The organism is Paucibacter sp. PLA-PC-4 (genome assembly GCF_026241155.1).
Classification (GTDB): domain Bacteria; phylum Pseudomonadota; class Gammaproteobacteria; order Burkholderiales; family Burkholderiaceae_C; genus Roseateles_E.
This window is the reverse complement of sequence record NZ_JAPFGP010000013.1, coordinates 75,912-94,443: the sequence shown is the minus strand read 5'-3', so window position 1 is coordinate 94,443 and position 18,532 is coordinate 75,912. Positions and strand designations below refer to the sequence as shown.

Below are 18,532 nucleotides of genomic sequence, written 5' to 3'. Positions count from 1 at the left end.
TCAACTGCGGTGCTGGTCGTTGTCCTTGTGGCCGATCAGGCGCACCAGGGTCGCACGCAGCCGTGGCGCGTCGATCGGCTTGGTCAGGAAGTCGTTCATGCCTGCCGCCAGGGCCTCGTCACGTTCCGAGATCAGGGCCGCGGCGGTCAGTGCGACGATGGGCAGCTCGGTGGCCGGGAAGCGCCGCCGCACCTGGCGCGTCGCCTCGTGGCCGCTCATCACCGGCATTTGAACATCCATCAATACAGCGTCGAAAGGCTTGCCCATGCTGGCCTGGGCGTTGATGGCCTCGACCGCCTGACTGCCGTCGCTGGCCTGCGAGACCTCCAGCCCCCACTGCTCCAGCAGGGCCACGGCAATCATCATGTTGACCGGGTTGTCCTCCACCATCAGCACGCGCAGGCCCTGCAGATCCTGGTTGTCGCGCGCCTCGCGCAGCGTGGTGCTGATCGGCGTCGGCGCGCCGGCCAACGGCAGCTCGGCCCAGAAGGTCGATCCCTGGCCCGGCGTGCTGTCCACGCCCACCGTGCCGCCCATCAGCTCGGCCAGTTCTCGGCAGATCGACAGGCCCAGCCCCGTGCCGCCGTAGCGCCGCGTGGTCGATTCGTCGGCCTGGGTGAAGGGCTGGAACAGGCGCTCGTGCAGCGCCGGCTCGATGCCTGGCCCGGTGTCCGTCACTTCGATGCGCAGCCGCTGCTCATCCTGCCGGTGCACCCGCACGGCCACCGCACCGGCCTGTGTGAATTTCAGGGCATTGCTCAGATAGTTGCTGAGGATCTGGCGCGTGCGCATCGGGTCGCCGACCACCCAGGCCGGAACGTCCTCGTCGACATCGATACGGAAAGACAGGCCACGCGCCTGCGCTAGCGTCAGATAGGCCAGGCGCATTGTGCCCAGCATGTCGCGCAGGGCGAACGGGACCGACTCCAGGGTCAGGCGGCCGGCCTCGATCTTGGACAGATCCAGGATGTCGGAGATCAGGCCCGACAGGCTCTCGGCGCTGTCCAGCATCTGGTCTAGATACTGGCGCCGGGTGGCCTCGTCCAGATCGGGCTGTTGCACCATGCGGGCCAGGCCCAACAGGCCGTTCAGTGGAGTGCGGATCTCGTGGCTGGTGTTGGCCAGGAAGGCGCTCTTGGCGCGGTTGGCGGCCTGCGCCTCGTCCTTGGCTTGGGCTAGCGCGGCCTCAACGCGGCGCTTCTCGGTTACGTCCTCCATGATCCAGATCGTGCCGCCGCGGCTCGGGTGGTTCGGGTCCACCGCCTTGGCGAGCAGTCGACACAGAAAGGTCGAGCCGTCGCGGCGGCGCATCGGCCGTTCGATCTCGACTTGCTCTCCGGCGGCAAGGCGTGGGCCCAGCTCCTCGCCCACCGCCGCATAGGCCTCGACACCGGGCCAGACGACGCTTCCATGCTGCCCAAGCAGGCCACCTGGCGGCCAGCCGAACATCTCCTCGATCAGCGGATTGACCTGGACGAAGTGTTGGTCGCGCGTCAGCGTGATCCCGATCGAGGCGTTCTGCAGGATCGCCGCATGCACGAGCCGAGTGCGCTCGCTCTCGGTGACATCGCGCGCGTTGACGACCAGATAGGCCTGACCGTCCATATTGAAGGGCGCGGCCGACAGCACCATCGCGATCGATTCGCCCGACTTGGTGATGAAGTTGACCGGCACCTCGCTGACCTTGCCGTGCTGGCGCACGCCGTCTATCACGCGGGCGCGTTCCTCGACGTCCTGCCAGATCCCGATCTCATCCGAGGTGCGGCCCAGCACCTCCTCGGCGCTGTAGCCGGAGAGGCGTTCGAAAGTCTTGTTGACCATCGCATAACGGCCCGAGTTCATCTCGGTCAGCGTGATCACATCGGGGCTGGTCGCGACCAGATGCGAAAGCAGACCCTCGCTGCGGCGCAAGGCGTCCTGGGCGCGCGAGGCCTCGGTCTGGTCGATAAAGAAGGACAGGGTGGCCGGGCCGCTGGTGGCATCGACCCGCACGCTGGTGGCCTGCACCAGGCGGCGTCGGCGCGACAGGGTGCGCAGCTTGAACTCGGCCATCGGCAGCATCGCGCCGACTGCCATCGCTTCGATCTTGGCGGCGCGCTGGCGGGCGCGTTCGTCGTCCCCCGGCTCGTAGTGCGAGAACAGGTCCTGGCCGATCATGCTGGAGCGTTGGGTGTAGCCGAACATCGCCATCGCTGCCGGGTTGGCATCCAGCACCCGGCCCCAACGGTGCAGCACCAGCGGGCTGGGCGAGCGGCGGAACAGCTCGCGGTAGCGTGTCTCGGTGGCGGCCACGGCCTGCTCGGCCTGCACCTCGTTGGTCACATCACGGCCCACGCCCCAGTAGCCTCGGAAGCTGCCCTGAGCGTCGAAGCGCGGCTCTCCGCTGATCGAGACAAAGCGCACCGTGCCGTCCGGCCCGCGCCGACGCGCGACGACGCCGTGGAAGGCGCGGTGCGACTCAAGGTCGGCGCGGTGCGCGTCCAGATCTTCATCCGACAGGCCCAGGTGCTCGACATCCCAGGGTGCCTTACCCAGGCGTGCCGCCAGATCCAGCCCGGAGGAGCCGGGCTTGTCCTCGGCCAAGTGGGTGAAGCGGAACTCGCGATCCATCTCCCAGTACCAATCGGCCGCCATGCTCAGCAGATGGCGGAAGCGGGCATTGCGCTCGCCGGCGGCCAGGATCGAGCGGCGCAGCATGCGCATGCAACCCATGCCGATCACCAGGCCCGACCCCAGCAGAATCAGATGGGTGGCCAGGCGGGCGGGCAGACTGGCAGGCGCGCCCGCGCCTGGTCCCCAGCCCTCCAGCTCGGCGAAGACCAGACCGGCCACGGCCAGCAGGCTGATGCAGAAGATGAAGAGGCCGGCACGCACGCCTTGCAGCGCGGTGGCCAGCACCACCATCAGGCTCATGATGCCCAGCGAGATCGAGGCCAGACCCAGCTGGCGCGATAGCGCCAGCGCGACGGCCGAGGCGATCACCAGGCTCATCACCAGCAGCGCGAAGGCCTTGGCCTGGCGTTGCGGCGGCTGCCAGACGGTCAGCGCGGCCAGCGCCGCCGTGCCCCAGGTCAGCAGCGGCGGGATCAGTCCGTTGAACGGCTCGCCACCGAGGCGGCCAAACCATTGCAGACTGCCGGCCAGGCCGCAGATCAGCGCGCATGCGGCCAAGAACAAGCGCATCGAATGGCGCCGCACGCTGCGCTCCAGCGCGGTAGCGGCATCGCCGGGGCCGACATCATGCCCGACCAGGCTGCTCAAATCGTCCAGGGTGTCCTTGCTCACAACGCCATTCGCTCCGCTCGCGCCGAAGCCGGTCTTCGACGAAGAGCGCAGTCTCCGCCAGAACCTGGCGGCCTGAATACCCGGTCAGCCCCCGAATGCGTGGGCTTATCGCAGCAGTTCGGGGTAAACGCGAACTAATGCTCAGGCGGGGCGGGCCTGGTTCAGCTGCTCGCGGGTCTGCTGCGCGGCGCGGCGGGCCGCTGCAGCAAAGTCGTCGCCGCCGCTGGCGTAGAGCACGGCGCGCGAGGAGTTGACGATGATCAGGCCGTCGCTGCGCAGGCCGGCCCGCACCGTCGCGTCGGCATCGCCGCCCTGAGCGCCGACGCCGGGAATCAGCAGCGGCAGGGTTGGCGCGAGCTCGCGCACCCGGGAGATCTCCTCCGGATAGGTGGCGCCCACCACCAGACCCAGCTGGCCGTTCTTGTTCCATTCGGTCTGCGCCAGCGCGGCCAGATGCTCGAACAGGCGCGGCTGGCCCGACACATCGGCCAGGCGCTGCATCTGCCAGTCATTGCCGCCGGTGTTCGAGGTGCGGCACAGCAGGATGGCGCCCTTGTCGGGGTAGCGCAGATAGGGCTCGATCGAGTCCAGACCCATGAATGGCGACAGGGTCACTGCATCGGCCTGGTAGCGCTCGAAAGCCTCCTTCGCGTACTGCTCGGCGGTCGAGCCGATATCGCCCCGCTTGGCGTCCAGGATCACCGGCACATGGGGCGCGACCCGCTTGATGTGTGCCATCAGCCGCTCCAGCTGATCCTCGGCGCGATGGGCGGCGAAATAAGCGATCTGCGGCTTGAAGGCGATCACCAGATCCTTGGTGGCGTCGACGATCGCGCTGCAGAAGTCGTAGATGCGGCCGGCATCGCCCTTCCATGCGCCTGGGAATCGGGCCGGGTCCGGGTCCAGACCCACGCAAAGCAGCGAGTGGTTCAGTTGTTCGGCTTTGTGGAGTTGCTGGATGAAATTCATGGGCGGCCTGGCGACGGTTTGGGGTAGCGTATTGTCCCGGTTTTGCATCGGGAGCAGGAAGATGACGGTGTTGGAGACCGAGCGGCTGCGGCTGCGCCATTTCGGGCCGGCGGACGCAGCCTTCATCCTGGAACTGCTCAACGAGCCCTCCTGGATCGCCCATATCGGCCCGCGTGATGTGCATGATCTGGCCGCCGCCGAGGCCTGGATCGAGGCGAAGCTGGTGGCCAGCTATGCCCGCCTGGGTTTCGGCTTCTGGGCCGTCGAGCGCCGCACGGACGGCGAGCTGCTGGGCATGTGCGGCCTGATCAAGCGCGACAGCCTGCCTGAGGTAGACCTGGGCTATGCCTTCGTGCCGCGCGCCTGGGGTACCGGCTATGCCCGCGAGGCCGCTGCCGCCTGCCTGCGCCATGGCGCCGAGGCGCTAGGCATGCAAACCATCCTGGGCATCACCGGGCCGGACAACGAAGCATCGCAGCGTGTGCTGACGGGCATCGGCATGCGCTTCGTCGAGACCCGGATACTGGACGGCGAGACGCGCCAGACCCAGGTCTACAGTTGGGGTCAGATCTTGCGGGCCAGCTCCTCAGCCTTGCCCGTATAGCTGCCCGGTGTCATCGCCAGCAGCCGGGTCTTCTCTGCTTCGGGCAGTTCCAGCGTGTGGATGAACTCGCGGATCGATTCCCGAGTGATGGCCTTGCCGCGGGTCAGCTCCTTCAGGCGCTCGTAGGGGTTGGGCAGGGCGTAGCGGCGCATCACGGTCTGGATCGGCTCGGCCAGCACTTCCCAGGCGCTGTCCAGGTCTTCGGCCAGCGCGGCCTCGTTGACCTCCAGCTTATCCAGACCCTTCAGCAGCGACTCGTAGCCCAGCACGGCATAGCCCAGCGCGACGCCCATATTGCGCAGCACGGTGGAGTCGGTCAGGTCGCGCTGCCAGCGGCTGATCGGCAGCTTCTGGCTCAGATGGCTCAGCAGCGCATTGGCCAGGCCGAAATTGCCCTCTGCGTTCTCGAAGTCGATCGGGTTGACCTTGTGCGGCATCGTCGAGCTGCCGATCTCGCCGGCCACCGTGCGCTGCTTGAAATAGCCCAGCGACACATAGCCCCAGACATCGCGCGACCAGTCGATCAGGATGGTGTTGGTGCGCGTCACAGCATCGAACAGCTCGGCCATATAGTCGTGGGGCTCGATCTGGATGGTGTAGGGGTTGAACGTCAGCTCCAGCTGCTGCTCGATGACGCGCTGGCTGAAGGTCTCCCAGTCGAATTCTGGCCAGGCTGACAGGTGGGCGTTGTAGTTGCCGACCGCGCCGTTCATCTTGGCAAGCAGCTTGACGTCGGCGATGCGCGCGCGGGCGTTGCGTAAGCGGGCGACGACATTGGCGATCTCTTTGCCTACCGTGGTCGGGCTGGCGGTCTGGCCATGGGTGCGGCTGAGCATCGGCGTTGCGGCCAGCGTGTGGGCCATGGTGCCGAGCTTGGCGATGATGCGGTCGACGGTGGGCAGCAGCACCTCGGCGCGCGCTGCCTTCAGCATCAGGCCGTGGCTGGTGTTGTTGATGTCCTCGCTGGTGCAGGCGAAGTGCACGAACTCGCCGGCGGCCTTCAGCTCGGGCGCGTTCTCGAAGCGGGACTTCAGCCAGTACTCGACCGCCTTGACATCATGGTTGGTGGTCTTTTCGATGTCCTTGATGGCCTGGGCATCGGCCTCCGAGAAGCGCGTCACCAGCGAGCGCAACAGCCCGCGCGCGGCCTCGGACAAGGGCGCGAACTCGTCGAAGCCGGCGTCGGACAGTGCGATGAACCACTCCACCTCCACTTGCACGCGCCGGTGCATCAATCCGAACTCGGACAGCAGTGGGCGCAGAGCGGCCACGCGCGAGGCATAGCGGCCGTCCAGGGGCGAGAGGGCGCTGATACTGGAGAAGGCGGAGAGCGTGGTCATGGCGTGTGCGCGGGCGGGCCGCAAGAGCTGAGGGCAAACCCGCAGATTTTATCCGGCCGGCCCGAGCTGGCAGAAATCCTTCTGGCAAACCATGCTTGGCAGGCCGGCACGCCTCTTGCCTAATGCAAGTGAGTCCGCCCCTGTCGACGTCCACAACAAGGAAACACGCCATGAGATCTGTCCCGACCTCGGCCCTGCGCCGCCTCACCCTCGGCTTGGCCGCCGCCAGCCTCGCTGTCCTCGCCCTGCCTGCCTCGGCACAGGCCAAGCTCAAGGTGGCCGGCATCTACACCGTGCCGGTCGAGCAGCAATGGGTCAGCCGCATCAACAAGGCGCTGAAGGCGGCCGAGGCGCGCGGCGAGATCGAGTACGCCTTCTCCGAGAACGTCAGCAATGCCGACTACGAGCGCGTGCTGCGCCAGTACGCCGAGAAGGGCTACGGCCTGGTGGTCGGCGAGGCCTTCGCGGTCGAGGCGGCGGCGCGCAAGGTCGCCAAGGACTATCCCAAGACCGCCTTCTTGCTGGGCTCCAGCGGCAAGCCGCAGGCGCCGAACTTCGCGGTCTTCGACAACTACATCCAGGAGCCGGCCTATCTCAGCGGCATGATTGCCGGCGGCGTCAGCAAGAGCGGCAAGATCGGCCTGGTTGGCGGCTTCCCAATCCCCGAGGTCAACCGCCTGATGCATGCCTTTATGGCCGGGGCCAAGGAGGTCAACCCCAAGGCCGAGTTCACCGTCAGCTTCATCAATAGCTGGTTCGACCCGCCCAAGGCCAAGGAGGCCGCCTTCGCGATGATAGACAAGGGCGCGGACGTGATGTACGCGGAGCGCTTTGGCGTCAGCGACGCGGCCAAGGAGCGCAAGGTGCTGGCCATCGGCAATGTGATCGACACCCAGGCCCAGTATCCCGACACCGTGGTCGCCTCGGCGCTCTGGCATATGGAGCCCAGCATCGACCGCGCGATCAAGGCGGTCAAGACGAACGCCTTCAAGGCCGAGGACTACGGCCCCTACTCGATGATGAAGCACAAGGGCAGCGAGCTGGCACCCTTGGGCACTTTCGAGAAGAAGGTTCCGGCCGATGTGATCGCCAAGGTCAGGGCCAAGGAGAAGGCCATTCTGGACGGCAGCTTCGTCGTCAAGGTCGACGACAGCCAGCCCAAGTCCACGGCCAAGTGACGACGACGTGACGGCCCCAGCGCTGCAGTTGCGCGGCATCAGCAAGCGCTTCGGTGCGCTGCTGGCAAATGATGGCATCTCTCTGACGCTCGAACAGGGGCAGGTCTTGGCCTTGCTCGGCGAGAACGGGGCAGGTAAAAGCACCCTGGTATCCATACTGTTCGGCCACTATCTGGCCGACGCTGGCGAGATCACGGTGTTCGGCCGGCCGCTGCCGCCGGGCCAGCCCAAGATGGCGCTGGCCGCCGGCATTGGCATGGTGCACCAGCATTTCACTCTGGCCGAGCGCCTGACGGTGCTGGACAACGTTATGCTAGGCCTGGAGCCGCTGTGGCAGCCCTTCGCGCGCCGTGCCGCGCAGCGCCAGCGCCTGCTCGATACCGCGATGCGCTTTGGCCTGCAGGTCGATCCCGATGCGCTGATCGCTGACCTCTCGGTCGGCGAGCGCCAGCGCGTCGAGATCCTCAAGGCTCTGGTGCGCGGCGCCCGAATCCTGATCCTGGACGAACCGACGGCAGTTCTGACGCCGCAGGAAAGCCAATCGCTATTTGCCTCGCTGAAGGCACTGGTGGCCGAAGGCATGGCCGTCATCTTCATTAGCCACAAGCTCGACGAAGTGCTGGCCGTCTCGGACCGCATCGCGGTGTTGCGCGGGGGCAAGCTGATCGCCGAGCTGGACGCGGCCGGCGCGTCCAAGGCCGATCTTGCCGAGGCCATGGTGGGCCGTGCCGTGCCGAGCCCCAAGCGCGCGGCGACACAGCCTGGCGACATCGTCTGCTGCCTGCGCGGCGCCACGCTCGCGGCCAAGCCGGGGCTGCGCGGCGTCGATTTGGAACTGCGCGCCGGCGAGGTGCTAGCGGTTGCCGGGGTGGCTGGCAATGGGCAGCATGCGCTGGCCGATCTGCTGCATGGGCTGCTGGGCTTAGAGGGTGGCGAGCTGCGGGTGCTGGGGGAAGACCTGGCCCCACGACCCGGGGCCTGGCTGGCGGCCGGTGTGGCCCGCATCCCGGAGGATCGCCATGCGGTGGGCGTGGTTGGCGACTTGCTGCTGTGGGAGAACACGCTGTTGGAGCAGTACCGCGCGCCGACGTTCTCGCGCTGGGGACTTCTGAAGCGCAAGCGGGCGCGCGCCCATGCGCAGGACATCGTGCAGCGCTTCGATGTGCGCGGTCTCGAAGACCGCGGCCTGGACACGCTGACCCGCAGCCTGTCGGGCGGCAATATGCAGAAGCTCATCCTTGGCCGTGCGCTGACCGGCGACCCCAAGGCCGGGAGCCTGCCGAGGCTGATCGTTGCCAACCAGCCGACCTGGGGCTTGGACGTCGGCGCTGTGGCCTATGTGCACCAGCAGCTGCTGGACGCCTGTGCAGCCGGCGCGGCGGTGCTCTTGATCTCCGAAGACCTGGACGAGATCTTTGCCATCGCCGACCGTATCGCCGTGATGCACGAGGGCAGGCTCGGCGCCGCCAAGCCGCGCGCCGACTGGACCCTTGGCAGCATCGGCCTGGAGATGACCGGCAGCCAAGTGGGGGAGGCTGGCCATGCGGCTTGAGAAACGTTCGGTGCCCTCACAGGCCTGGCGCCTGGCCGCGCCGCTGCTGGCGCTGGCCCTGACTTTGGCCGTCAGCTCGCTGCTCGTGGCCTGGGCCGGCGCACCGGTTGGCAAAGCCTATGCGCTGCTGCTGGAAGGCGGCTTTGGCTCGCGCTTTGCCTGGAGCGAGACACTCACCCGCGCGACGCCGTTGATACTTACTGGGCTGGCCGCCGCCATCGCCTTCAAGGCGCGGCTCTACAACATCGGTGCCGAGGGTCAGCTCTATATGGGAGCGCTGGCGGCGGTGCTGGTCGGGGGGCTGCATGGCGGTACAGGTCTTGATTGGCCCAGCTGGGCTCTGTTCCCATTGATGATGGCGGCCGCCGCGCTGGCCGGAGCCATGCTGCTGCTGGGTCCGGCGCTGCTGAAGAGCCGATTGGGCGTCGATGAGGTGGTCACCACGCTGCTGTTGAACTTCATCGTGCTCCTGTTTGTTTCGTGGATGCTGGACGGGGCTATGAAGGACCCGTTGGCGATGGGTTGGCCGCAGAGTGTCGGACTGCAGGAATCGCTGCAGTTGGGGAAGCTGGTCGAGCGCAGCCGTGTCCACACTGGCTTGCTATGGGCCATCGCGGCGGCGCTGCTGCTGTGGGCTCTGTTCAAGTACAGCCGCACCGGTTTCGAGATCCGTGCGGTCGGCGCGAATGCGCAGGCGGCCGCCTTTGCCGGCATGCCGGTGGCCTGGGTCAGCCTGAAGGTGGCTTTGCTGTCGGGTGCGCTGGCGGGCCTGGCCGGTGCGATCGAGGTGGCCGGCCGCACAGGCTATGTCACGCTGGACATGAGCCCCGGCTATGGCTATAGCGGCATCGTGATCGCAATGCTGGCGGGGTTGAATCCGCTCGGTGCCTTGCTGTCGGCGGTGTTCGTCGCCGGCCTGCTGGTCGGCGCCGACAGCATGAGCCGCTCGGTCGGCGTGCCGACCTATATCGCCGATGTGATCGTCGCGACCGCGCTGATCGCTATGCTGGTCAGTGGCCTGTTGGTCAACTACCGCATCCATTTGAGGAGCCGCGATGGGCGCTGAGATCCTCGAGTTGCTGTCCGGCAGTGCCTTTTGGGTCGCGGTGCTCCGCATCGCGACGCCCTTGATCCTCGGCACCCTGGGCGTGCTGCTGTGCGAGCGCGCCGGCGTGCTGAACCTGGGCATCGAGGGCATCATGGTGGCCGGCGCTTTTGCCGGCTGGCTGACGGTCTACCAGGGGGGCGGGCTGTGGCTGGGTGTGGGTGTCGCGGCCGGGGTCGGCGCGCTGCTGGGTCTGCTGCATGGCTGGCTCACCGTGAGCCTGTCGCTCTCGCAACATGTCTCGGGCTTGGGGCTGACCTTGCTGGCGACGAGTCTGGCCAGCTATGCCTACCGCGTCAGCTTCCCCAAGGTCGAGAACCCGCCGACGATTGAGCCCTTCGCCGCAATGGGCGCCTGGTTGCCGATCCCTATTCTGAATGCCCAGACTCCGCTGACCCTGCTGGCCCTGCTGCTGGTGCCCGTGCTGGCCTATGGTCTGAACCGCACGCCGCTGGGCCTGGCTGTGCGCATGGTCGGCGAAAGCCCGGCCGCCGCCGAGGGTCAGGGTCTATCGGTCGTGCGGCTGCGCATTGGCGCCATCATGGCCGGTTCAGCGCTAATGGGCATAGCCGGCGCCTTTCTGACCCTGGCCGCCTTCAACGCCTTCTACTTCAATATGGTCAACGGCCGCGGCTGGGTCTGCGTGGCCCTGGTCGTATTCGCTTCCTGGCGGCCCGGCAAGGCGCTGGTGGGCGCGCTGCTGTTCGCCTTCTTCGATGCGCTGCAACTGCGCCTGCAGCAAAGCAGCGGTGGCGCTATGCTGCCCTACCAGCTTTACCTGATGCTGCCCTATTTGCTTTCCATCGTTGCCCTGGTACTGGTGGCCCGCAAGGCGGCCTATCCCCAGGCGCTGATGAAGCCCTATCGCAAGGGGGAGCGCTGAGGCGGCGGGTTGCCGGGTCCACACTGGACGCAGTGTCCCCCTTCGGCACGCGCTCTTCAAATGGTGAATATGAAACAGTCGTTGCCCGCAGCCGTCAGCGGCGAGCGTTGCGAGTTTGACAGTGCGGCGGGGCGCCTGAGTGTCTATGTCGCCGGCGAAGGCCCGCCCCTAGTGCTCATCCACAGCATCAACGCATCGGCGTCTGCCGCTGAAATGCGACCACTGCATGAGCACTACCGAGCGACGCACACCGTTTTTTCAGTCGATCTGCCAGGTTACGGCTTTTCTGATCGCAGCGACCGGGACTACACGCCGCGCCTGATGACGGATGCGGTCCACGCATTCACCGCATGGGTTCAGTCCCGTTGCGGGCCGGCACCCATCGATGCATTGGCTCTGTCGCTATCGAGCGAATACCTGGGACGCGCCGCTTCAGAGGCGCCGGGCAGGTACAGAAGCGTGGCGCTCGTCAGTCCCACGGGCTTCAACGGGCTGAAAACGTGGCGTGCAGCCCCTGGCAGCACGCGCGGGCTGCCGTGGTTGTACAAGGCGTTGCGCGGGCCGAGGGCGGTCTGGGGGCTTGCGCTCTTCCGTGCGCTGACCCGGCCTGGTGTGATTCGCTATTTTCTGGGCCGCACTTGGGGGTCGAAGAACATCGACGAAGCGCTTTGGGCCTATGACGTGCTAACCACCGGAGTGCCCGGCGCCCAGCATGCCCCCTTGCACTTCTTGTCAGCGAAGCTCTTCAGTGCAGACATACACACGGTTTACGAAAGTCTCGCGATGCCGGTTTGGATGTCGCATGGCGTGCGCGGTGACTTTACCGACTATCGCGGCAAGTCAATCGTCGAGAGCAGCCCCAACTGGCAGTTCACCATCTTCCCGACCGGGGCGCTGCCGTACTTCGAGGTCCCACAGGACTTCTGCAATGCCTATGACCGGTTTCTCGACCTTCGGCAGGCCAGTGCGTAGAGTTTGTTGATCAATTGTTGGCTCCGTCCGTGACTCGCTGCCCCATGCCGACATCCATTCGAATGTTGTGAGCATTGCCTGACACGAACCGGCACCGTTGTCCGATCCCCACCCCACGGTGTTCCCGGCAGGATGCAGAGAATGCCAACCGGAGTGCGCCATGTCCTTCATCAATCCGACCTCGTCCCCCGAGACCTTGTTTGCTCATCGGCCGCCGATCAAGGCTCCCGGTGATGATGACGAGCCCCAACCCATGCCTGTCGATCCCGATGAGGGGCCGATAGACCCGGCGCCGGAGGATGACCCGACACCGGGGCGCGGCATTGATCGCGGGCCCTGAGCGTTGGCGCGATGGCGACAAATCGACCGCGCGCCCTCATTGACCCGCGCGCCACCCTGCTGATGCGCCATCCCGGCGCCTTCCTGCTCGGTGCGCTGAAGGCTTTTCGCGCCAACCAGGGTCTGCTGCTGGCCGGCGCGGTGGCTTACTACGCGCTGCTGTCCATCGTCCCGCTGCTGATACTGGCGGTGATCGCGCTCTCGCATGTGATCGACCAAGCGGCGCTCTTGCAAACCCTGGGCCGCTATCTGGAATGGCTGTTGCCGGGGCACTCGCGCGCGGTCGTCGCCGAGCTGGCGCAGTTCCTGGCCTTCCGCTCGGTTGTGGGCTGGGTGCTGCTGGTGACGATGCTGTTCTTCAGCTCGCTGGCCTTCACGGTGCTGGAGAACGCGATGTCGGTGATCTTCCACCACCGCGTGCTGATACGGCGGCGCCACTTCCTGGTGTCGGCACTGATCCCCTATGGCTACATCCTGTGCCTGGGCTTCGGCCTGCTGGTCGTGACACTGGTGGCCGGCGCGCTACAGGCCATGGGCCAGAGCGAGATTCAGTTCCTGTGGCGCAGCTGGTCGCTGGTGGGGGTGTCCGGCCTGCTGTTCTATTTGCTGGGTTTTGCCGGCGAGGTCTTCGTGCTGACCTCGATCTATATGGTGATGCCGGTTGGGCGCCCCTCGCTGCGGCTGGCGTTGTTTGGCGCGATCGCTGCAGCCCTGCTATGGGAGCTGTCGCGCCATGCCCTGGTTTGGTACTTCGGCACTTTGTCACAGATCAGCACGGTGTACGGCTCCTTGACGACCTCGATCGCGGTGCTGCTGAGTCTGGAACTGGGTGCGACCTTGATGCTGTTCGGTGCGCAGCTGATCTCCCAGTACGAACGCCTGGAGGTTGGCGACACCCCGCCTCGTGTCTTCAGTACCGCGCCTGGCTAGGCGGCACGCCGCGCCACCCAGTAGATCGCGCCCTCGGCGCCATAGCGCTCGGCGTGCCGCTCGCCGGCCGCCAGCTCGAAGCACTCGCCGACCCGCAGATGCCGGGTCTTGGCTGCCACCTTCAGCCACATCTCACCCTCGGCGATGACGGCCTTGGCGACAAAGGGTTGGCTGTGCTCATCGACCACGGTAAACGGCGCCCAGCGCCGCTCGAGCACCTCGTCGAATCCCGCGGCAAGGGCTTGGTGCCGGTAGTGCTCGAAGCTCGTGATGTTCATGGTCTTTCTCCTTGGGGGTCTTTTTGCTTGCGTGAGGCCCCTCAATGGTAGGCTGGCGGCCATGCTGATCCGTAATATCTGCCTTCCCGATGGCCGCCGCGGCCAGGACCTGCTGGTGCGCGATGGCCGCATCGCCGCCATCGCGCCGGCCTTGCCAGCGCCAGAGGGCATGGAGATCATCGACGGCCAGGGTCAGCTGCTGAGCCCGCCTTTTGTCGATGCCCATTTCCATATGGACGCCACGCTCAGCTACGGTCTGCCCAGGGTCAATCAGAGCGGCACGTTGCTGGAAGGCATTGCGCTTTGGGGTGAGCTCAAGCCACTGCTGACGCAGGAGGCCCTGATCGAGCGGGCGCTGGCCTATTGCGACTGGGCTGTGGCCAAGGGCCTGCTGGCGATACGCTCGCATGTCGATGTCTGCGACCCGCGCCTGCTGGCGGTCGAGGCCCTCTTGCATGTGCGCGAGCGGGTGAAGCCCTATCTTGATCTGCAGCTGGTGGCCTTCCCGCAGGACGGCGTGCTGCGCTCGCCGGGCGCGCTCGATAACCTGAAGCGGGCGCTGGACATGGGCGTCGACGTGGTCGGCGGCATCCCGCATTTCGAACGGACCATGGCCGATGGAACCGCCAGCGTGAAGCTGCTGTGCGAGCTGGCCGCGGAGCGCGGGCTGCGGGTGGACATGCATTGCGATGAGAGCGATGACCCGCTGTCGCGCCATGTCGAGACCCTGGCCAGCGAAACCCAGCGTCTGGGCCTGCAAGGCCGGGTCACCGGTTCGCACCTGACGTCCATGCATTCGATGGACAACTATTACGTCTCCAAGCTGATCCCGCTGATGGCCGAGGCCGGCTTGCATGCGGTGGCCAACCCGTTGATCAACATCAGCTTGCAGGGCCGCCATGACACGTATCCGAGGCGCCGTGGCATGACCCGGGTGCCCGAGCTGTTGGCGGCCGGCATCAATGTGGGCTTCGGTCACGACTGCGTGATGGACCCCTGGTACAGCTTGGGCAGCGGCGACATGCTGGAGGTCGCCAGCATGGGCCTGCATGTGGCGCAGATGACCTCGCAGGCAGGCATGCGCTCCTGCTTCGATGCGGTGACGGTCAACAACGCCCGCATCCTGGGCCTGGACGGTTACGGCATTGAGGTCGGCCGCAGCGCCGACTTCGTGCTGCTGCAGGCCGGCGATGCGGTCGAGGCGCTGCGGCTGCGCGCGGCCCGGCTGCTTGTCGTGCGCCGGGGCCAGGTCTTGAGCCGGACGCCGCCGGCGACCGCCCGCCTGTGCCTGCCGGGCCGACCGGCGGCCGAGCTCGACTGGCGCTTAGCGCATTGAGGATGCCGAGCGGTGTTGCGCGCAAGGCACAGGCTGCCGTGGCTCGGCAGGGAATAGAGCTGCGGCTCTAGCCCGGCCGCGCGGTGCGGTGGCGCCGGTCGTTGCGGGTCGGGTGCGCTTTCCCGAGCCAGCACATCGGTCCCGTCTTCGCCTGAAAACCCTAGCCGGGCCTGACCCCGCCTATGGCATGCTCTTTCGCTAGATACAAAACAGGCTTGCGCATGAGCGAGCCTCATGCGCAGGAGACACTCCCATGAACATCCGTTTGGCGTTTGGCGCCTTGAGCCTGGCCGTGCTGGCCGCCTGTGGTGGTGGCGAGAGCTCGCCGCCTGCCCCCAGCAGCAACGAGACCACCCGCATCGTCGCCTTTGGCGACAGCCTGACCGATGGCGGCACCTACACCAAGTTCGCCCAGGCGGCCGTGGCCCAGGCCACTGGCGGCGCGATCGCGGCGGCCCCGGTTGGTAAGTTCACCAACAGCGCCGGCGCCGTGTGGGTCGAGGTGCTGGCCGGCAAGCTGGGCACGACCATCGTCAACGAGCGCTTTGAGTACGGCACCAGCTTCCCGGTGCCGGCCCAAATCAGCACCGCTCCCAACGCGACTAACTACGCCCAGGGCGGCTCGCGTGTGGCCAAGCAGCCTGGCATCGGTTGTAGCCCGAACGCCGCCGGAGCCTGCACCGGCGCCACTGCCGTGCCCGTGGTCCAGCAGGTGGACCGCGCGCTGGCCAAGGGCAGCTTCACGGCTACCGACCTGGTGGTCTTCTGGGGCGGCAACAACGATGTGTTCCACAACCTGGCACTGGCCGGGCCCGAGATCACCGCAGCCGTGACCGCCGCCACGATGGCCGGGCAGTCGGCCGCCCAGATCGCCGCGCTGCAGCAGGCGATCGCCGGCAAATATGTGATCGAGATGGAGCAGGCCGCGCTGGCTCTGCTGGAGCAGACCAAGCGCGCCCGGGCGGCCGGTGCGCAGCGCATCGTCGTCATGACTTTGCCGGATTCTGCCAAGTCGCCGATGGGCCAGAGCGCCCAGGTCGGTGCCTCGGGCCGCACCTTGATGTCGACCTTCGTTAAGGCCTTCAACGACCAGCTGATGAAGGAGCTGGCGCTGATGGACACCGGTGTGATGCTGTTTGATGCCGCCGCGCTGTCGGCCCAGTACTACGACAACCCGGCCGCCAACGGCTTCACCAACGTCGCGGTGCCGGTCTGCGACCCGGCCAAGACCAACAACACCTCGCTGGTCTGCTTCGAGATCCCGGGTGTGTTTAGCACCTACTTCCCGGCGGCGGTGGCGCCTGCCGCGACCTCGCTGTTCGCCGATGGCGTGCATCCGACGGTGGCCTCGCATGCCAAGTTCGGCAATGCGATTTACGACGCACTGAAGACCAAGGGCTGGGTGCGCTGAGACCGCACCGACAAGGAGAATTCCCATGACACAGAACAACAAAGCCATCTTGGCCCTGGCTGCCATGCTGTCTTGCGGTGCCGCCCAGGCGCAGCAAAGCGCCGAGAGCGGCGTGCATCTCTACGGCATCATCGATGTGGGCGTGACTGCGATCGATGGCTACGGCGACAAGACCCGTCGCTTCGTCTCCAGCGGCACCCAGCTGGGCTCGCGCCTGGGCCTGCGTGGTAACGAGGACCTGGGTGGCGGCTGGCGTGCGATGTTCACCTTGGAGCACCAGCTCTACGCTGACACCGGTTCACAGAACCAGCAGACCCCGATCTCGGGCTTCGCGATCCCGGCACGCGCGCTTGTGGGTGTGCCCAACACCATACGCTCGCAGTTGGAGCCCGCGCTGGGCGCTTCGCTGGCGGCTTCGCTGAACAACCGGTTCTGGCATCGCCAGGCCTGGGCCGGCGTCGTCACCCCGGTTGGCGCGGTCCTGGCGGGCCGTCAGTACAGCCCGGCGTTCGCCACTTATGGCCGTTTCGATCCGCATCAGGCTGGCAATATCGGCAACGCCCTGGCGACCCTGTCCGTGCCCACCGGCCTGGAAGTACGCATCGACAACTCGCTGCAATATGTGGCTGAGATGAGCGGCTTTCGCTTCAACGCGATGCTGGGTGCCGGTGAGGGCGAGGTCGGCCCGGGGCGCTTCTGGGGCGTTAGCGCTGGCTATGCCACCGGAGGGTTTGACATCGGCGTGGGCCATCAGCGCCGCAAGACTTCCGAGGGACTGAACTCGCTGGAGAACACCATTGTCGGTGCCAGCTATTCGACCGGCCCGTGGAAAGTCACCGGCGTCGTGGTTAGCGCCAAAGACAAGCACCCCATCCTGGGCGCCCAGCTGCGCGCGCAGCTCAATGCCAACACCGCGATCCCGGCGGCGCTGAAGCCGGCCTTCCTGGCTTACGGCACTCAGATTGCCAGCAATCTGGGCTTCGATGGCCATCTGGCCTATGGTGGCGTGCATTACCTGGTCAACGAGCGCAACCGAGTGATCGTGAGCTATGGTGCCTACAACGATTCCGTGGCGGCGCGCGAGGCGGCAATCGGCGGCGTAGCTCTGGAGCATATGTTCTCAAAGCGCACCTCGGTCTGGCTCTCTGCCAGCTATGTGGACAACAAGACCGGCCAGCAGGTGCTGCCTTACTCGCAAGGCCTGCTCTACGGCTTCACCGACAAGCCGGGCAAGGACGCCAGCGCCTACTCGCTCAATCTCGTGCACCGCTTCTGAGCGGCAGATCGTTAGTTCGCAATCCGGCCTAGGCCCCGTATTTCAAGGCGCGGCGCCGAAGAAGCGCTTGCGCTCCTCGTGTGCCGGGTGGCTGGCCAGCGCGATCGGCAGGGTCGGCGGGCTGTGCTCCTTCTTGTAGCCCTCGATACGCTCGAAGAAGATCAGCATCGCTGTCGGTGAGCGTGCGCCGGCACGCAGCAGCTCGCGCGCATAGGCATCGGCCTCGCGCTCGAAATCGCGTGAGTAGGCCTGCTGGCCCAGCACCGTCGGGATGCCTACCAGCACAGCCGAGAAATCGCCCACCACCAGGCCGGCCATGCTGGCCAGCAGACTGGCCTGCACTACCATGCGCAGTCCGTGGCGTTGCTGTACATGGCCCAGCTCATGGGCCAGTACACCGGCCAGCGCGTCGGGCTGGTCGACCAGCAGCTCGGCCAGCGCGTCCGTCAGCACGATGTGGCCGCCGGGCAGGGCCAGCGCATTAGGTCCCAGCTCCTTGCCGGCGCTGCGGAAATGCAGCTGATAAGCCGGGGTCGGCTGTCCGCCTGCGCTCAGCAGCGCTGCAAAGTCGGCCGCGATGGCCTGTTGGCGCGCTGGCGCCAGCGTGCTGGGCTTGAACCAGCGCGTGTCGAAGCTTTGCATAGCCTGGCTGCCGATCTGCCGCTCGGCCTGTGCCGGCAGCAGGGTCACGATGGCGCCTGCGCTCCAGGGTATGCCCCAGCGCCAGGCGGCCGCCAGGCTCAGCATCAGCAGCAGCAGCGCCGCCGTGACCAGGCGCCAGCTTTGCATCCAGCGCACGGTCATGGAGTCGTCGATGCCGCTGGCGCGCGCCCAGTCATCCCAAGCGCGGGCATCGACGGCGCTGAGCACGGCGCCGTCGGGCAGCTGGGCCTGGCGCTGGCCGTGGCGCTGGCGCTCGGGCCAGCGCACCCGGCGCAGCGGGTAGCTCAAGATCTGACCCTCGGCATTGCGCAGTCGCAGCGTGCCGGGCTCGACCCAGGCCTGCACCGGCTGGGGGCGGGCGCTGCGGCCATCGAAGAAGTCCAGCGGCAGGATCGGATGTTGATCCACGGC

At 66.7% G+C, this 18,532-nt stretch carries 16 protein-coding genes; 11 read left to right on the top strand and 5 right to left on the bottom strand.

The window, feature by feature from the left end; translation table 11 throughout:
* On the bottom strand, window positions 1-3,285 hold the full coding sequence (locus OOZ63_RS19510) for a PAS domain S-box protein (RefSeq protein WP_266007268.1): 3,285 nt from the start codon (window positions 3,283-3,285) through the stop codon (window positions 1-3).
* Window positions 3,286-3,426: 141 nt separating this feature from the next.
* Window positions 3,427-4,254, bottom strand: coding sequence for an orotidine-5'-phosphate decarboxylase (gene pyrF / locus OOZ63_RS19505; RefSeq protein WP_266007267.1), 828 nt, complete (start codon window positions 4,252-4,254; stop codon window positions 3,427-3,429).
* Between the two features lie 61 nt (window positions 4,255-4,315).
* Here pyrF and OOZ63_RS19500 point away from each other — a divergent pair, with 61 nt between their 5' ends.
* Window positions 4,316-4,858: a GNAT family N-acetyltransferase gene (locus OOZ63_RS19500; RefSeq protein WP_266007266.1), complete on the top strand. Its 543-nt coding sequence runs from the start codon at window positions 4,316-4,318 to the stop codon at window positions 4,856-4,858.
* Here the strand turns inward: OOZ63_RS19500 and purB are convergent.
* A complete protein-coding gene (gene purB / locus OOZ63_RS19495; protein ID WP_266007265.1) occupies window positions 4,819-6,198 on the bottom strand; it encodes an adenylosuccinate lyase in 1,380 nt (459 codons plus the stop codon). The genes OOZ63_RS19500 and purB overlap by 40 nt on opposite strands.
* A 170-nt stretch (window positions 6,199-6,368) precedes the next feature.
* Between purB and OOZ63_RS19490 the strand changes: the two genes are divergently transcribed.
* The 7 genes from OOZ63_RS19490 to OOZ63_RS19460 all read left to right on the top strand — a co-directional run bounded on the left by OOZ63_RS19490 (window position 6,369) and on the right by OOZ63_RS19460 (window position 13,157).
* Window positions 6,369-7,376 carry a BMP family protein gene (locus OOZ63_RS19490; RefSeq protein ID WP_266007264.1) on the top strand — a complete coding sequence of 336 codons (1,008 nt, stop codon included), beginning with the start codon at window positions 6,369-6,371 and terminating at the stop codon, window positions 7,374-7,376.
* Window positions 7,377-7,383: 7 nt separating this feature from the next.
* Entirely contained in the window at window positions 7,384-8,928 is a 1,545-nt protein-coding gene (locus tag OOZ63_RS19485) for an ABC transporter ATP-binding protein (RefSeq protein WP_266007263.1), read from the top strand.
* The gene (locus OOZ63_RS19480; RefSeq protein ID WP_266007262.1) at window positions 8,918-9,994 is read left to right on the top strand and encodes an ABC transporter permease; all 1,077 of its coding nucleotides are present in this window, start codon (window positions 8,918-8,920) and stop codon (window positions 9,992-9,994) included. The genes OOZ63_RS19485 and OOZ63_RS19480 overlap by 11 nt, the downstream gene beginning before the upstream one ends.
* On the top strand, window positions 9,984-10,916 hold the full coding sequence (locus tag OOZ63_RS19475; protein ID WP_266007261.1) for an ABC transporter permease: 933 nt from the start codon (window positions 9,984-9,986) through the stop codon (window positions 10,914-10,916). The genes OOZ63_RS19480 and OOZ63_RS19475 overlap by 11 nt, the downstream gene beginning before the upstream one ends.
* A 60-nt stretch (window positions 10,917-10,976) precedes the next feature.
* Window positions 10,977-11,888: an alpha/beta fold hydrolase gene (locus tag OOZ63_RS19470; protein WP_266007260.1), complete on the top strand. Its 912-nt coding sequence runs from the start codon at window positions 10,977-10,979 to the stop codon at window positions 11,886-11,888.
* A 160-nt stretch (window positions 11,889-12,048) separates the two neighbouring features.
* The gene (locus tag OOZ63_RS19465) at window positions 12,049-12,228 is read left to right on the top strand and encodes a hypothetical protein (RefSeq protein ID WP_266007259.1); all 180 of its coding nucleotides are present in this window, start codon (window positions 12,049-12,051) and stop codon (window positions 12,226-12,228) included.
* 11 nt (window positions 12,229-12,239) lie between these two features.
* Window positions 12,240-13,157 (top strand): YihY/virulence factor BrkB family protein, encoded by a 918-nt coding sequence (locus OOZ63_RS19460; RefSeq protein ID WP_266007258.1) that lies wholly within the window; start codon window positions 12,240-12,242, stop codon window positions 13,155-13,157.
* On the opposite strand, the gene OOZ63_RS19455 is transcribed toward OOZ63_RS19460, so the two are convergent.
* The gene (locus OOZ63_RS19455; RefSeq protein WP_266007257.1) at window positions 13,154-13,435 is read right to left on the bottom strand and encodes an AraC family transcriptional regulator; all 282 of its coding nucleotides are present in this window, start codon (window positions 13,433-13,435) and stop codon (window positions 13,154-13,156) included. The genes OOZ63_RS19460 and OOZ63_RS19455 overlap by 4 nt on opposite strands.
* A 61-nt stretch (window positions 13,436-13,496) precedes the next feature.
* Between OOZ63_RS19455 and OOZ63_RS19450 the strand changes: the two genes are divergently transcribed.
* The 3 genes from OOZ63_RS19450 (at window position 13,497) to OOZ63_RS19440 (ending at window position 17,458) form a co-directional block, all read left to right on the top strand.
* Window positions 13,497-14,771 (top strand): amidohydrolase family protein, encoded by a 1,275-nt coding sequence (locus OOZ63_RS19450; protein WP_416234762.1) that lies wholly within the window; start codon window positions 13,497-13,499, stop codon window positions 14,769-14,771.
* Between the two features lie 253 nt (window positions 14,772-15,024).
* The gene (locus OOZ63_RS19445) at window positions 15,025-16,182 is read left to right on the top strand and encodes an SGNH/GDSL hydrolase family protein (protein ID WP_266007256.1); all 1,158 of its coding nucleotides are present in this window, start codon (window positions 15,025-15,027) and stop codon (window positions 16,180-16,182) included.
* A gap of 25 nt (window positions 16,183-16,207) precedes the next feature.
* Entirely contained in the window at window positions 16,208-17,458 is a 1,251-nt protein-coding gene (locus OOZ63_RS19440; protein ID WP_266007255.1) for a porin, read from the top strand.
* Window positions 17,459-17,500: 42 nt separating this feature from the next.
* Here the strand turns inward: OOZ63_RS19440 and OOZ63_RS19435 are convergent, their stop codons facing one another.
* A complete protein-coding gene (locus OOZ63_RS19435; RefSeq protein WP_266007254.1) occupies window positions 17,501-18,529 on the bottom strand; it encodes a M48 family metallopeptidase in 1,029 nt (342 codons plus the stop codon).
* Window positions 18,530-18,532 lie beyond the last annotated feature (3 nt).